Raw genomic sequence first — 14,845 nt, forward strand, 5'->3', positions numbered from 1 at the left:
CGCAGCGCAGACAAAGACCGCCGCGCGCGGCGGCGTCCTGTCTGCCGACATGTTTTCGTGGACCGTCAAACGACCACGTTCACGAGACGGCCCGGCACCACGACGATCTTCTTCGGGGCCTTGCCTTCGCTGAACTTCGCCACCATCTCATGCGCGGCCGCGAGCTGCTCAATCGCTTCGCGAGTCGCGTCTTTCGCCACGGTGATCGCGCCGCGCACCTTGCCGTTCACCTGCAGCACGAGCTCGATCTCGGCCTGCTCCAGCGCCTTCTCGTCGACCTTCGGCCATGCCGCGTCCAACAGCGAGCCGAATTCGTCGGCGTAACCGAGTTCCTGCCACAACTGGAACGTCAGGTGCGGCACCACCGGGTACAGCACGCGCAGCATCACGCTGTAGGTTTCGCGCAGCACGGCCGGCTGGGCGCTCTTCGCGCTGTCGAGCGCGTTGAGCATCTTCATCGCGGCCGATACCACCGTGTTGTATTGCAGACGCTGATAGTCGAAGTCGGCCTGCTTCAGCACGCTGTAGATCTCGCGGCGCAGCAGCTTGTCGGCCTCGCCGAATTGCGCGGCGTCGAGCTGGCCACCCGCACGCAACGCGGCTTCGTTCGTGTGACCGAAATTCCATACGCGGCGCAGGAAACGGCTCGCGCCTTCGACGCCCGAACCGGACCACTCGAGCTGTTGCTCGGGGGGAGCCGCGAACATCACGAACAGACGCGCGGTGTCCGCGCCGTGTTGATCGATCAGCAATTGCGGATCGACGCCATTGTTCTTCGACTTCGACATCTTCTCGACGCCGCCGAGCACCACCGGCTGGCCATCCGCGTTCAGGATCGCGCCGACCGGACGGCCCTTGTCGTCGAAAGACACCGTGACATCGGCCGGGTTGTACCAGGTCTTCTTGCCCGCTTCGTTTTCGCGGTAATACGTTTCGTTGAGCACCATGCCCTGCGTGAGCAGGTTCTTCGCCGGCTCGCCGAACTTGACGAGGCCGAGGTCGCGCATCACCTTCGCCCAGAAACGCGAGTACAGCAGGTGCAGAATCGCGTGCTCGATGCCGCCGATGTACTGGTCCATCGGCGCCCAGTAGTCGGTGCGCTCGTCGACCATGGTCTTTGCATCCGGCGACGCGTAGCGGTAGAAGTACCAGGACGAATCGACGAAGGTGTCCATCGTGTCGGTTTCACGCTTCGCCGCGCCGCCGCAGGTCGGGCAGGCGCAGTTCACGAACGCTTCGGACTTCGCGAGCGGGTTGCCCGTGCCGTCCGGTACGAGGTCTTCCGGCAGCACCACCGGCAGATCTTTTTCCGGCACCGGCACGTCGCCGCACGCCGGGCAGTGGATGATTGGAATCGGCGTGCCCCAGTAGCGCTGACGCGACACGCCCCAGTCACGCAGACGCCACGTGATCTGCTTGTCGCCGAGGCCGAGTTCTTTCAGGTCTGCCGCGATCTGGTCGACCGCTGCTTCGTACGCGAGGCCATCGTACTTGCCGCTGTTGACCAGCGTGCCGGTCTTCTCGCCGTACCATTCCTGCCAGGCTTGCGTCGAGAATTCCTTGCCTTCGACAGCCACCACCTGCCTGATCGGCAGATCGTATTTCTTCGCGAACGCAAAGTCGCGCTCGTCGTGGGCGGGCACGCCCATCACCGCGCCTTCGCCGTAGCTCATCAGCACGTAATTGCCGATCCACACTTCGACCAGTCCCTGCGTCAGCGGATGCGTGACGTAGAAGCCGGTGCCCATGCCCTTCTTTTCCATCGTCGCGACGTCGGCTTCGGCCACGCCGCCGCGCTTGCATTCTGCGATGAACGCCTGCAGTTCCGGCCTGCCTTGCGCGAGACGCGTGGCAAGCGGATGCTCGGCGGCGATCGCGCAGAAGGTCACGCCCATGATCGTGTCGGCACGCGTGGTAAACACGCGCAGCAGCTTCTGTTCGCCGTCGATTTCGTACGGGAAGCCGAAGTTCACGCCGAAGCTCTTGCCGATCCAGTTCTGCTGCATGATCTTGACGCGCTCGGGCCAGCCGAGGCCGTCGAGGTCGTTCAGCAGTTCGTCCGCGTACTGCGTGATGCGCATGTAGTACATCGGGATTTCGCGCTTCTCGACGAGCGCGCCCGAGCGCCAGCCGCGGCCGTCGATCACCTGCTCGTTGGCGAGCACGGTCTGGTCGACCGGGTCCCAGTTGACGGTGCCGGTCTTCTTGTACGCGATGCCCTTTTCGAGCATTTTCAGGAACAGCCACTGGTTCCACTTGTAGTAGTCGGGACTGCAGGTCGCAACTTCGCGGGTCCAGTCGATCGCGAGGCCCATCGACTGCATCTGCTTCTTCATGTAAGCGATGTTGTCGTAGGTCCACTTCGCGGGCGGCACGTTGTTGGCCATCGCGGCGTTTTCCGCCGGCATGCCGAACGCGTCCCAGCCCATCGGCATCAGCACGTTGTAGCCGTTCATCCGCAGATAGCGGTACATCACGTCGTTGATCGTGTAGTTGCGCACGTGCCCCATGTGCAGCTTGCCCGACGGATACGGCAGCATCGAGACGCAATAGAACTTGGGTTTATCGGTGGTTTCCGTCGTCTTGTACGCGTCGATGGCGCGCCATTGCCCTTGCGCGGCGGATTCGACGTCGGAGGGAACGTATTTTTCGTGCATGGTGTGATGGGATCGCTGGGTTCGGTGCTTTCGCACCGGCCGCTTTGGTGCTCTGCTGAATGAAATGGCGTCGTTTCCCCGTCGGCGGGGAAAGGGCTGATTATACCGTTCGCGGACAGCTACGCCGCGCGGGGTGGTGCGTGAGTGCCGGGCAGTGGGTTGAAGCGCGGAGCAGCGTTTAATGCGCCGCGTCCGCCGGCGGCGGCGGGTCTGTCACGAAACCGATCCGCTCGAGGCCGGCCTGCTGCGCCGCGCCCATCACCTGCGCAATGACCTCGTAGCGCGTCGAGCGCTCCGCGCGTAGATGGATCTCCGGCTGCTGCGCCTGCTGCCTGGCTTCGCTCGCCGCTTGTGCGAACTGCTTGCGCATCTGCGCGAGCGTGATGAGGTTGCCGTTCCAGTACAGCTTGCCGGCGGCGTCGATCGACAGGGAAATGGTTTGCGGCGTTTCGCGCGCGGGCGTGGCCGCGACTTTCGGCAAATCGAGCCGGATCGCGTGCGTGAACAACGGCGCGGTGATGATGAAAATGACCAGCAGCACCAACATCACGTCGATCAACGGGGTCATGTTGATCTCGGCCATCGGCGCAGCCGTCTGCTTTTTCTCGAGTCCGCCAAATGCCATGATCGCCCTCCTTCCGTCTGAGCTTTCCGCTTGCGTCTGATGCTGGGCTTCTGCTTCGGCGTTATGCCTGGACCTTTTCGAAGCGCGCGCCTAGTGAGTCGAAGCCTGCTGCGCTCGCACCGGCGCGTGAGGCTGCTCCGCAGGCGCACACACGTACGCGTGCAGATCATGCGCGAAGCCGTCGAGTTCTTCGGACAACTGCCGCACGAGGCGCCCGAGCACGTTGTACGCCAGCACCGCCGGAATCGCGACCACGAGACCGAACGCCGTCATGATCAGTGCTTCGCCAACCGGGCCGGCGACGTTCTCGATCTGCGCCTGACCGGCCGCGGCGATGCTGCCGAGCGCGTGATAGATGCCCCACACGGTCCCGAGCAGGCCGACGAACGGCGCCGTGGCGCCCACCGACGCCAGCAGCACCTGGCCGAATTCGAGCCGCCGCTGCGACGCGTTGAGCGCCTGGCGCAACGCCCGCAGCACCCGCTCGCCACGCTCGACACGCGCGAGCAACGCGCCCGGAATATCCACCTCGGCCGCATGGAGCGCCGCTTCGGCGAGCGGCAGGAAGACGCGTTCACGGTCGGCGCGCCGCAACACCGCGACGCCCTCGGACAGCGTCGGCGTCTGCCAGAACTGCGCAATCGCCCGCGTGGCCTGACGTTTGGCGCGAGTCAGCATCCAGCTCTTGACGATCAGGAAGCACCAGCTCGCAATCGACATGGCCAGCAGCACATACGCGACCCCGTGCGTGATCGCGTCGCTGGTTTGCAGATAATGGATGATGCCGCTGCTGCCTGCCATCTGACCTCACCGGGGAAAGTAAATTCAGGGCGTACGCCGGGGCCGCGATGCCCCTGGGCCTAGGTGCAAAAACCCTTGCAAGGCCCGCTCAACGCAGGCCGAGCACGTCCTGCATGTCGAAAAAGCCGGTCTTATGGCCCTCGAGGAAACGCACTGCACGAAGCGAGCCTTGCGCATACGACAGCCGACTCGACGATTTGTGCGTGATTTCGATGCGCTCGCCGGTGCCCGCGAACAACACCGTATGGTCGCCGACGATGTCGCCGCCGCGAATCGCCGAAAAGCCGATCGTGGACGGATCACGCTCGCCGGTCACGCCTTCGCGGCCGTACACCGCGCAGTCGTCGAGATTGCGGCCGAGCGCGTTGGCGATCACTTCGCCCATGGTCAGCGCTGTACCGGACGGCGCGTCGACCTTGTGACGATGATGCGCCTCGATGATCTCGATGTCGTAGCCCGTCGCGAAATGCTTCGCCGCGTATTCCAGCAGCTTGAGCGTGACGTTCACACCCACGCTCATATTCGACGCGAACACGATGGCGACCTTCTCCGCCGCGGCGCGCAATTGCGCTTTCTGCTCGTTGTCGAAGCCGGTCGTGCCGATCACCATTTTTACGTCGTGGCGCTGCGCCGCCGCCAGATGCTCCAGCGTGCCGGCCGGGCGCGTGAAGTCGATCAGGTAATCGGATTCGGCGAACACGCGCTCGATGTCGTCGGTCATCAGCACGCCGGTTTGTTTGCCGAGAAACGCGCCTGCGTCGTGCCCCAGTTGCGCGGAGCCCGCGCGCACGAGCGCGCCGGACAAGGTGGCAGCGGGATCCTGGAGGACGGTTTCGATGAGCATGCGGCCCATACGGCCCGATGCGCCAGCAATGGCAATTTTCATGGCTACGAGGGTTCGAAAAGACAAAACCCGGCAAACGCGGGCAAAAGCGGCGGCGGCGGGCAGCACACCCGGGCGCCGCACTGATTTGGACAAGCGGAGAATCCGGCGGGCGCCGCGCGCATGGCGCCGCGCCCGCCTTAAAACAAGGACAACGGGATTAGTCGCCCGTTCCCGACGTCGACGAAGGCGAAGTCACAGGCGCGTTGTCCGTCGGGCCACTGTTGCTGCTTTGCGGGCCCGTCGGTCCGACCGGATTGCTCTGGGTGGTCGGCGCCGGCGGCGGCGGACGGTGGAACTGGAACTGCGGCCGCCCGCCAGAGGTCGGTCCTTGCGACGGCACGCCGCCCGCATTCGGGGTCGGCGCCGTGGAACGCACCGACGACGGCCCGTTTGACGGCGATTGCACCGCATTGGTCGCACGATTGGCGGCTTGCGCGGCCTCCGCATTGGCGTCCGTGGACGGCTCACCGGCTGCGGCGGCGCCCTCGACCGACGGCGAACGCGCGGTGTCCGGCGTGGCCGGGGCTTGTGCCGTGGCCGCCGGCGCGCTCGCGGCGTTCGCTTCAGCAGCGCTGGCCGCGCTCGGCGCGTTCGCTATCGCCCTTCGGTTGCCGCGCCGGTCGCCGTCGATCTCGGCCAGCAATTCGAGGTTGGACGGCAAGTCTTCGCCACCCGTCCAGCTGGCGACGATGTCACCCGAGAAGAACACGACGAAGTCGCGCTGCTGCACGATAGCGGTCGAGCCGCGCTTGAAATAGAACACGTAGTCCCAGCGGTCCGCGTGGAACATGTCGGTCAAAAGCGGCGTGCCGAGCAGCTGGCGCACTTGTGCGCGCGTCATGCCGACCTTCATTTGCGACGCCATTTCACTCGAGACGAAATTGCCTTGCACCACCGTTATCCGGTACGGCGTGATGCTTTGGGCGACTCGCTGCGTGAGACTGTCGTACGTGGAACATCCGGCAAGAACCGCGACAGTCGCAACAGCGATCAAGGTACCCCGCATGCGGCTCCCCCGGTAGATCAATTGAGATTTTGAAATCATTTCACTCACCGTGCGGGCCCGCTGACGAGCCGCGCGAGTTTCATTCCATCGAAGATGACCAGAACGGCAAAAACACATTACTATGAGAGCCCAGCATTGTACTCTAGGGATCCCTTGTCATGACCAATCCAACCGATCTCAAGAATATCGGGCTCAAGGCGACCCTTCCGCGCCTCAAAATCCTTGAGATTTTTCAGCACAGCCCGGTACGTCATCTGACGGCCGAAGACGTGTACCGCAACCTCCTGCACGAGGAACTCGATATCGGCCTCGCAACCGTGTATCGCGTGCTGACGCAATTCGAGCAGGCGGGCCTGCTCTCGCGCAGCAATTTCGAATCGGGCAAGGCAGTGTTCGAACTCAACGAAGGGTCGCATCACGACCATCTCGTGTGTCTCGACTGCGGGCTCGTGGAAGAGTTTTTCGATCCCGACATCGAGAGCCGCCAACAATCTATTGCGAAGGAACGCGGCTTCAAGCTGCAGGAACATGCGTTGGCGCTATATGGCGTCTGCACGAAGGAGAATTGCCCGCATCGCAAGCATTGACGCCGTTGCGCCGCCCGCGCCGGGGTGCGTGAGGTGACCATGAAAAAGACCCGGCCTATGCGAATCGGCCGGGTCTTTTTACGTTCACGGCGGCGCCGTCGGTGCTGCTATGCGACAAGTTCGGCGCTTACTTCAAACGCCAGCCGCCACGGCTCGGCCAATGACAGTTCATCGCAATTGTTGCCTTCGCCGCTGCGATCGACCACCACGAAGTCGCTCACCTGATCGAGCGCCAGCAGCGGATGGTGCCGGACCCCTTCGCGTAATTCACGCCCTGCCAGGCGTCGGTCCGGAAGGCCCGCATCCGCGCCGGATCCAACTCGCCCGGCGGCGCTACCACCACGAGGTGCGGCCCTGTCGTAAGGGAATGAAAGCCTGGCTGTCGAGCGGATGCCGATCCATCATCGTGATGACGACCGGCAGCGTGCGCGGCCGGGCACGAAACAGGTTGATCAGCGGGCGGCGGCCCTGCGCCGTTACGTCGACGGCAGCGAGGTCGTGATAGCGCTCGGTCGTGCCGCCGTTGATCGGAAAATGACGCACGCCGTCCAGCTCGATGACCTCGCCGAACCGCGCGAAAGCCGCCCGCGTCAAACGTTCCATCTGCAATGTCTTCATCAGGCGATCCGTTAGGCGATCTCACCCCACAGACGCAGGCGCGACACGCCGCCGTCAGGAAAGATATTGAAACGCACGTGCGTGAGCGGTCCCAGCGGCGCGAGGCCGTCCGCAAACGTGTGGACGTGGTCCATTTGCAGCTTCTGTTCGCCGAGCAGTCGTCGCTGCCGGATACTTATCAGATGCGCTTCGCGCTGGAAGGCTTCGTCGCGCGCATGGCGGCGCTTGCCGTGAGTGACGCCGACCTCGCCTGGTTCGAGAGCAACATCACGGAGATGCAAACCGCGCTCGCCTGCGACGAGCTCGACGAAGCCGCGCCTCGACTATGCGTTCCACATGCGGATCGTGAGCATTGCCGGCAATGCGGCAATCGAATCGATCTTGCAAAGCAGCGCGGAAATCATGAAGGAAAGCCAGCGGATGCCGTTCTACCGGCGCGAACTGGTGCTATCCAGGTACACCGAGCATCGCGCGATTCTGGACGCGCTCAGCGCCCGCGATTGCGCAGCGGCGGGCAAGGCGATCGAAACCCACATCTCGAACGCCGCGCAACGCGCAGGCGTTCATTTCCCCACGCCGCAGACGTAAAAAAGCCGCTCCGAGGAGCGGCTTTTTTGCCCTTGCCTTACCCCGCGCTGCCCTGCCGCCAGACCCGAGGCCGGCTTCGCAGCGCAGAACGCAACGAGGCGCGATAACTTACTTCGCGTTGGCGAGCGCCACTGCCGTGTCCAGCATGCGGTTCGAGAAACCCCACTCGTTGTCGTACCAGCTCGACACCTTCACCAGACGGCCCGACACCTTGGTCAGCGTCGCGTCGAACGTCGACGAAGCCGGGTTGTGGTTGAAGTCGATCGACACGAGCGGTGCATCGTTGTAGCCGAGGATGCCCTTCAGCGCACCTTCCGAGGCTTCCTTCATGATCGCGTTGACTTGTTCGACCGTCGTGTCGCGCGCGGCGATGAACGACAGATCGACGACCGACACGTTGATCGTCGGGACACGAATCGCGTAGCCGTCGAGCTTGCCGTTCAGTTCCGGCAGCACGAGACCAACCGCCGACGCCGCGCCGGTCTTGGTCGGGATCTGGCTGTGCGTCGCCGAGCGCGCGCGGCGCAGGTCTTCGTGGTACACGTCGGTCAGAACCTGGTCGTTCGTGTACGCGTGGATCGTCGTCATCAGGCCGTTCACGAGGCCGATCTTGTCGTTCAGCGGCTTGACGAGCGGCGCCAGGCAGTTGGTCGTGCACGACGCGTTCGAGATCACCGTGTCCGATGCTTTCAGCACGTTGTGGTTCACGCCGTAGACGATCGTTGCGTCGACGTCCTTGCCGCCCGGTGCCGAGATGATGACCTTCTTTGCGCCGCCCTTGATGTGCGCGCTAGCCTTTTCCTTGGTCGTGAAAAAGCCCGTGCATTCCATCACGACGTCGACGTTCAGCTCGCCCCACGGCAGTTCGGCCGGGTTGCGGTTGGCGAGCACGCGGATCTTGTCGCCGTTGACGACCAGGTAGTCACCGTCCACCGACACTTCGCCCGGGAACTTGCCGTGCGCCGTGTCGTATTGCGTCAGGTGAGCGTTGGTCTTGGCATCGCCGAGATCGTTGATGGCGACGATTTCGATATCGTGCTTCTTGCCGTTTTCGTAGAAGGCGCGCAGGGTATTGCGGCCGATCCGGCCGTAGCCGTTGATTGCGACGCGAATCGTCATGGTCTATCTCCTGATGGCTGAAAAAATACGTCTCGTTCGTCTGACAGGCTGCGTTGCCACGCGTTCATACGCCATGAGGCAACGCCTCGCCTACATCAGCCCAGTGCGGCTTTAGCCGTCTCTACCACATGCTCGACGGTGAAGCCGAAATGCTTGAACAGCACGCCAGCCGGGGCCGATTCGCCAAACGTGTCGATTCCGACCACGCCGCCTTCCAGACCCACATACTTGCGCCAGAAATCCGTCACGCCCGCTTCGACCGCGACGCGGCGTACGCCGTGCGGCAGCACGCGCTCGCGGTACTCGGCGTCCTGCTTGTCGAACACGGTGGTCGACGGCATCGACACGACACGCGCCGCGATGCCTTCGCGTGCCAGCGGCTCGACCGCGTTCAGCGCCAGTTCGACTTCCGAGCCGGTGGCGATCAGAATGATCTTGCGCGCGACGATCTCGTCGTTCCAGTCGCGCAGCACGTAGCCGCCCTTCTCGATGTTGGCGATCTGCGCGTCGGTGCGCTCCGAGAACGCCAGATTCTGGCGGCTGAAGATCAGGCACGACGGGCCGTGATGTTCAACGGCGTGAGTCCAGGCCACCGCCGTTTCGACGGTGTCGGCCGGGCGCCACACCTGCAGGTTCGGAATCAGGCGCAGGCTCGCAACGTGTTCGATGGACTGGTGGGTCGGGCCGTCTTCGCCCAGACCGATCGAGTCGTGCGTGAACACGAAGATCGACGGCGCTTTCATCAGCGCAGCGACGCGCAGCGCGTTGCGGCTGTAGTCCGAGAAGGTCAGGAACGTGCCGCCGAACGCCTTGAAGCCGCCATGCAGCGCGACACCGTTGATCGCGGCGCTCATGCCGAATTCGCGCACGCCGTAGTTCACGTAGTTGCCGGCTGCCTTGCCTTCCGCATTCACGCGCACCGGCTTCGCGGCCTTCCAGTTGGTCAGGTTCGAGCCGGTGAGGTCGGCGGAACCGCCGAGCAGTTCGGGCAGCACCACCGACAAACCTTCGATGGCCTGCTGCGATGCCTTGCGCGTCGCGATGGTTTCTGCGCGTTCGTTCGCGCCGGCGATGATCGCCTTCGCCTTTTCCTTCCAGTCCGCGGGCAGTTGCTTCGCGTCACGGCGCTTGAATTCGGCTGCTTCCTGCGGGTACTTGGCCGCGTAAGCCGCGAATGCCTTGTCCCATTCGCCTTCGACGTGCGCGCCGGCTTCCTTCGCATCCCACGCCGCGTAGACTTCCTGCGGAATCACGAACGGCTCCCACTTCCAGCCGATCGCTTCACGCGTGGCCGCGACTTCCTTGTCGCCGAGCGCCGCGCCGTGTGAATCATGGCTGCCAGCCTTGTTCGGCGAGCCTTCGCCGATCACGGTCTTGCAGCAGATCAGGGTCGGCTTGTCGGAGAGCTTTGCCTGCTTGATCGCGGCATCCACGGCGTCGACGTCGTGGCCGACCACGTTCGGGATCACGTTCCAGCCGTACGCCTGGAAGCGCTTGGGTGTGTCGTCGTGGAACCAGTGCACCACTTCGCCGTCGATCGAGATGCCGTTGTCGTCGTAGAACGCGATCAGCTTGTTCAGCTTCAGCACGCCGGCCAGCGAACACGCTTCGTGCGAAATGCCTTCCATCAGGCAGCCGTCGCCGACGAACACGTACGTGTGGTGATCGACAATCTTCGCGTCAGGCTTGTTGAATTCGGTGGCGAGCAGCGACTCGGCGAGCGCCATGCCGACCGCGTTCGCGAGACCCTGGCCGAGCGGGCCGGTGGTGGTTTCAACGCCCGGCGTGATGCCGTATTCCGGGTGGCCCGGCGTCTTCGAGTGCATCTGGCGGAAGTTCTTCAGCTCTTCCATCGGCAGATCGTAGCCGGTCAGGTGCAGCAGCGAGTACAGCAGCATCGAACCGTGGCCGTTCGACAGCACGAAACGGTCGCGGTCGGCCCACTGCGGGTTCTTCGGGTTGTGACGCAGATGACGCGACCACAAAGCCACGCCGATTTCGGCCATGCCCATCGGCATGCCCGGGTGACCGGAATTCGCTTTTTGAACGGCGTCCATGGACAACGCGCGGATTGCGTTGGCCATCAAGGAAGTGGGTGCGGGAGACGAGGTCGTCATGTCGAGTCCGGAGACAGAGTCAGAAAGCGGTGCGCGCTTGAGGACCGGGAGCTCGAATGCCAGTTCGCTTCGGCGCACGATGCGGCGCCAGGAGCGCGAAACGGGCAGAGCAAACGGACAAGGCTGAAAGCGAGACATTCTAACAGAACGTTGCCCCGCCTCCGGCCCGCAAAGCCGCCTGGCTGTGAGTTTCAGCGCACATACGGGCCCGCGGCGCACTTGGCCCTTTACAATCAAACAACCGAACCCACTACGCTCCCGCTGGAGCCCCGACATCCGTGAGCGCTCCGCTGCTGTTCCAACCGAGTCCCGACGCCGTCTACGGATTTCCGCATGCGCGGCTCGTCGCGCGCGTCGATTCGCCTTATCAGCGCATCGAGGTGTGGGACACGCCGCAGCTCGGCCGGCTTTTCACGCTCGACGGCCGTCCGATGACGTCCACCGGCGACGAGTTCATCTATCACGAATGCATGGCGCATCCGATCGCGCTCGCGCATCCGGCGCCGCGCGCGGCGCTGGTCCTGGGCGGCGGCGATGGCGGCGCCGCGCGGCAGTTGCTGGCCCATCCGGATATCGAACGGATCGTCGTGGCGGAACTGGATGCGGAAGTGGTCCGTCTGAGTCGCGAGCATTTGCCCGAGGTGCACGGCGGCGCACTCGACGATCCGCGCGTCGAACTGGTGATCGGCGACGCCGTGCAGTACGTCGCCGCCGCGGCGCCGGCGCAGTTCGACCTCGTCGTGTTTGATCTGACGCCGCCGGATTCGCCCGCCGCCGGCCTGTACACGCAGGCCTTCTACGCGCAACTCAAACGGACGATGCGTGCGCCCGCAGCCCTCTCGCTGCATCTCGGCTCGCCCTATTTCCACGCTCGCCGCATTACCGGCCTGCTCGACGATCTGCACGCTACGTTCCGCGTCGTGCGTACGATGAACACCTTCGTCCCGCTCTACGGCTCACTGTGGATGATGGCGAGCGCCAGCGACACCCTCGACCCCGCCGCACTCCCCGCTGACACGCTGCGGGAGCGCGTCGCTGTTCGCCGTATCGAATCGCTGAAACACTACGATCCGTCCCTGCATGCAGGACTCTTCTCGGCGCCCCGTTCTGTGCGCGATAAACTAGGCCAATTCTTAAAGCCATTAAGCTAACGTGTAGGCACAATGCCCGGCTGGGTCGGATCGCGTCTCGATATATCGACAGGCGCAGCCGCCAGAATCCGCCGCCTGCGTCCCGCAAACCCTCGAGATCCGGAGAAGTCCATGACCGCCCCCCGCCCAGCCGGTGTGCCCTGGTTGACCCCCTATCTGACGGTACGCGACGCGCGTGCCGCGACTGCGTTTTTCTCTGCGGCATTCGGCTTCGAAGTTCGCGACAGTGTTCAGGACGACGGTGTCGTCATGCACGTCGAGATGTCCTATCAAGGCCAGTTGATCGTGATGTTCGCGCCGGAGGGCGCGTTCGGCTCGGCCGCGAAAACACCCAAAAGCGCGGGCGCAATCGCCCCGCAATCGTTCTATGTCTATGTCGACGATGTCGACGCGGTTTATGCGCGGGCGCTGGCTGCCGGCGCAAAATCGCTGAGCGAGCCGCAAGATCAATTCTGGGGCGACCGGTTCGCTCAGGTCGAAGATCTGGACGGCTACCGCTGGGCGCTCGCTCGCCACCTATCCTGAGCTAATGAGTATTTTTTTGATGCCCCGCTTCTTCGTCGGTACGTCCCTGAACCCCGACGACATCATGCCGCTTCCCGATGACGTCGTGCGCCATGTTCTGGTGCTGCGTTTGCAGCCCGGTGATTCGATTGTGCTTTTCAACGGCGAGGGCGGCGAGTACAGCGCCGAGCTCGTCGAGATAGAACGCCGCTCGGCCAAGGTCAGAATTCACGAATTCCGCCCGATCGAAGTCGAGGCGCCCTATCACCTCACGCTCGCGCAAGGCATTGCCAGCGGCGACAAGATGGACTGGCTGATCGAAAAGGCGGTCGAACTCGGTGCTTCGTGCTTCATGCCGCTGACCACCACGCGCAGTGTCGTGCGGCTTTCCGGCGAGCGGGCACAGCGCCGGCATGCGCATTGGCAAGGCATCGTGCGCGCGTCGTGCGAACAATGCGGGCGAAATCGCCTGCCGGAAGTCATGCCGGTGCGCGAGATCGCCACCTGGCTGGGGGCGCTGCCTCGCGAACCCGGCGAAGGCGAATTGCGCATTTTGCTGTCGCCACGCGCCAGCATCAGTTTTTCGGCGCTGCCGGACACACCGCCGACGGGCCGCGTGACGGTGCTGGTCGGCCCCGAAGGGGGGTTTTCCGCCGCCGAAGAAGCAGCGGCCACCGATCACGGATTTACCGCCGTCGGCCTCGGCCCACGGGTACTGCGCACCGAGACTGCGGGAATAGCGGTGCTTTCCGCGCTCGCGGCCCGCTGGGGTGGTTGGTAAGCAGTTGCACAACAGCGGCGCGTGGGCGCAGGCAAGCTGCGAGAAGAAAAGGCCCGCCGATTGGCGGGCCTTTTGCTTTTCCTCACTGCGGCGTCTAGCGCGACTCGCAGTGCCCAGTCAGGCGAAATTCAGGCAAACGAATAGAACACCCGGAACGCCACCTTGCGCTCGGCCCAGAATTCGGCCGCCTCGCGGAACACGTCCAGTAACGTCTCGCGCCCTTCCTTGTCGAACTTCTGCGCAACCGGCAACTGTTCGAGCACGATTACAAAACCCGGCTGCGCGCCTGCCTTATGGACGAGGTCGGTCAGACAATCGTAGAGCGCGTCGTAGTTCTTGCCAAAATGCTTCGGGAACAGGAACGAGGTGGCGATCGTCTCGAGCACTTCCTGCTTGGTCAGCGCATTGGCGCAATATGCATACAGAAAATGCTGGCCGAGCTGGGCGGCCTCGTCGGCGAGATCTTGCACGCGGAAAGCGCGGATCGACTGTACGATGTTCGGTCGCACGGTCTTGAAAAGACTCATGGGCTCCTCGTTCGATGAAACCGCAGTGCCTGCTTCGCCCTGGTTGTCGCGGCCCTGATCGCCAGCGCGCATCTTCATGACGCGTTGGAACAAATTGCCGTCGCCGGCCGCGAAAAGATCCGTCGCGACTCCGGTGTTGTGCGCGTAGACGTTGTCGCTCATGCCGTTCATCCCGATGTCATTCAACAATACGATTAAAACTGGTGTAGTGGTCGTCCGAGTAGTAACAATTATCGGTTCGCTGTAGCGGACCTCCGCAGACGATGCGAAGTGCCCCGCGATTACGCGCGCGAGGCGTGGGAACGGTGTATTCGTGGTAATAGCCGCGCCGATGGGCCGGCAGCAACCGCTCGCGATTGCCGAATACGATGCCGTCCTTCTCATACGGGTAAGGCCCGCCCGCGGCAATCAAGTTCAATGTATTGACCGCTTCGCGCGGCAACTGCGCCAGCGCGACCTTGCCCACCCCTTGTGCGTTTGCATCGGCGGGCGCCGTGTAGTCGCGTGCAAGTGCGCCAGGCCCAGAGCCGGATAACGCGCACAGCGTAAGAGCACCGGTCAGCACGCCCCTGATGCGCAGCCACGTGCGTGCCATGTATCAAGGTTCCCCGCTGTTAGATCACGAGTTTGACGACCATGAAAGTCGTAAGGGTATCGCTAATGGCCTTTGGAATCAACGTTCGACGGGTAGCCTAAGCGTTCTCGATCGGGTGGAAAAGGCCGCAGTCGGGCCTTTGACGACTTTTGACAGAATGTTTTGCCCGACAAGGCTAAACTTAGCCTGACTGTGCAATTGGAAGGAGAATTTGGGCGAACCGGCAGACCGCTTGGAGGCCCCTTCATGCCCGTGGCGAGCGCTGCGGGCCGGCAGTCATTCT

The 14,845-nt window shown here is 63.5% G+C and carries 13 protein-coding genes and 3 pseudogenes; 5 read left to right on the forward strand and 11 right to left on the reverse strand.

Going from position 1 to position 14,845, the window contains the following annotated elements; genetic code table 11:
• Positions 1-65: 65 nt before the first annotated feature.
• The 5 genes from leuS to CIC12_RS22745 all read right to left on the reverse strand — a co-directional run bounded on the left by leuS (position 66) and on the right by CIC12_RS22745 (position 5,975).
• The gene (leuS, locus tag CIC12_RS22725; RefSeq protein ID WP_168667209.1) at positions 66-2,657 is read right to left on the reverse strand and encodes a leucine--tRNA ligase; all 2,592 of its coding nucleotides are present in this window, start codon (positions 2,655-2,657) and stop codon (positions 66-68) included.
• A 178-nt stretch (positions 2,658-2,835) separates the two neighbouring features.
• Complete coding sequence (locus tag CIC12_RS22730; protein WP_168667212.1) at positions 2,836-3,282, reverse strand: ExbD/TolR family protein; 447 nt, start codon at positions 3,280-3,282, stop codon at positions 2,836-2,838.
• Between the two features lie 90 nt (positions 3,283-3,372).
• A complete protein-coding gene (locus CIC12_RS22735; protein ID WP_168667214.1) occupies positions 3,373-4,083 on the reverse strand; it encodes a MotA/TolQ/ExbB proton channel family protein in 711 nt (236 codons plus the stop codon).
• A gap of 88 nt (positions 4,084-4,171) precedes the next feature.
• The gene (gene dapB / locus CIC12_RS22740) at positions 4,172-4,969 is read right to left on the reverse strand and encodes a 4-hydroxy-tetrahydrodipicolinate reductase (RefSeq protein WP_168667216.1); all 798 of its coding nucleotides are present in this window, start codon (positions 4,967-4,969) and stop codon (positions 4,172-4,174) included.
• A gap of 157 nt (positions 4,970-5,126) precedes the next feature.
• On the reverse strand, positions 5,127-5,975 hold the full coding sequence (locus tag CIC12_RS22745; RefSeq protein WP_168667218.1) for an outer membrane protein assembly factor BamE: 849 nt from the start codon (positions 5,973-5,975) through the stop codon (positions 5,127-5,129).
• Between the two features lie 158 nt (positions 5,976-6,133).
• Here CIC12_RS22745 and fur point away from each other — a divergent pair, with 158 nt between their 5' ends.
• Positions 6,134-6,562, forward strand: a complete 429-nt coding sequence (gene fur / locus CIC12_RS22750) for a ferric iron uptake transcriptional regulator (protein WP_168667219.1) — start codon at positions 6,134-6,136, stop codon at positions 6,560-6,562.
• A 107-nt stretch (positions 6,563-6,669) separates the two neighbouring features.
• Here fur and CIC12_RS22755 read toward each other — a convergent pair.
• Positions 6,670-7,180 (reverse strand): annotated as a pseudogene (locus CIC12_RS22755) (ureidoglycolate lyase).
• Between the two features lie 11 nt (positions 7,181-7,191).
• Positions 7,192-7,338, reverse strand: a pseudogene (locus tag CIC12_RS22760) (allantoicase); the annotation flags it as partial.
• Between CIC12_RS22760 and CIC12_RS22765 the strand changes: the two are divergent.
• Positions 7,327-7,768 (forward strand): annotated as a pseudogene (locus tag CIC12_RS22765) (GntR family transcriptional regulator); the annotation flags it as partial. The pseudogenes CIC12_RS22760 and CIC12_RS22765 overlap by 12 nt on opposite strands.
• A gap of 108 nt (positions 7,769-7,876) precedes the next feature.
• Here CIC12_RS22765 and gap read toward each other — a convergent pair.
• The gene (gene gap / locus CIC12_RS22770) at positions 7,877-8,887 is read right to left on the reverse strand and encodes a type I glyceraldehyde-3-phosphate dehydrogenase (RefSeq protein WP_168667220.1); all 1,011 of its coding nucleotides are present in this window, start codon (positions 8,885-8,887) and stop codon (positions 7,877-7,879) included.
• A 95-nt stretch (positions 8,888-8,982) separates the two neighbouring features.
• Entirely contained in the window at positions 8,983-11,004 is a 2,022-nt protein-coding gene (gene tkt / locus CIC12_RS22775) for a transketolase (RefSeq protein WP_168667221.1), read from the reverse strand.
• A 278-nt stretch (positions 11,005-11,282) separates the two neighbouring features.
• Between tkt and speE the strand changes: the two genes are divergently transcribed.
• The 3 genes from speE to CIC12_RS22790 all read left to right on the forward strand — a co-directional run bounded on the left by speE (position 11,283) and on the right by CIC12_RS22790 (position 13,440).
• Positions 11,283-12,155, forward strand: coding sequence for a polyamine aminopropyltransferase (speE, locus tag CIC12_RS22780; protein ID WP_168667222.1), 873 nt, complete (start codon positions 11,283-11,285; stop codon positions 12,153-12,155).
• A gap of 111 nt (positions 12,156-12,266) precedes the next feature.
• Positions 12,267-12,680 (forward strand): VOC family protein, encoded by a 414-nt coding sequence (locus CIC12_RS22785; RefSeq protein ID WP_168667223.1) that lies wholly within the window; start codon positions 12,267-12,269, stop codon positions 12,678-12,680.
• 19 nt (positions 12,681-12,699) lie between these two features.
• Positions 12,700-13,440, forward strand: coding sequence for a 16S rRNA (uracil(1498)-N(3))-methyltransferase (locus tag CIC12_RS22790; RefSeq protein ID WP_168667224.1), 741 nt, complete (start codon positions 12,700-12,702; stop codon positions 13,438-13,440).
• Between the two features lie 128 nt (positions 13,441-13,568).
• Here the strand turns inward: CIC12_RS22790 and CIC12_RS22795 are convergent, their stop codons facing one another.
• Both CIC12_RS22795 and CIC12_RS22800 read right to left on the reverse strand, forming a co-directional pair.
• A complete protein-coding gene (locus tag CIC12_RS22795) occupies positions 13,569-14,129 on the reverse strand; it encodes a barstar family protein (RefSeq protein ID WP_168667226.1) in 561 nt (186 codons plus the stop codon).
• Between the two features lie 16 nt (positions 14,130-14,145).
• On the reverse strand, positions 14,146-14,562 hold the full coding sequence (locus CIC12_RS22800) for a ribonuclease (RefSeq protein ID WP_168667228.1): 417 nt from the start codon (positions 14,560-14,562) through the stop codon (positions 14,146-14,148).
• Positions 14,563-14,845: the final 283 nt, after the last annotated feature.

Source organism: Paraburkholderia sp. SG-MS1, assembly GCF_012275575.1.
Lineage (GTDB): Bacteria > Pseudomonadota > Gammaproteobacteria > Burkholderiales > Burkholderiaceae > Paraburkholderia.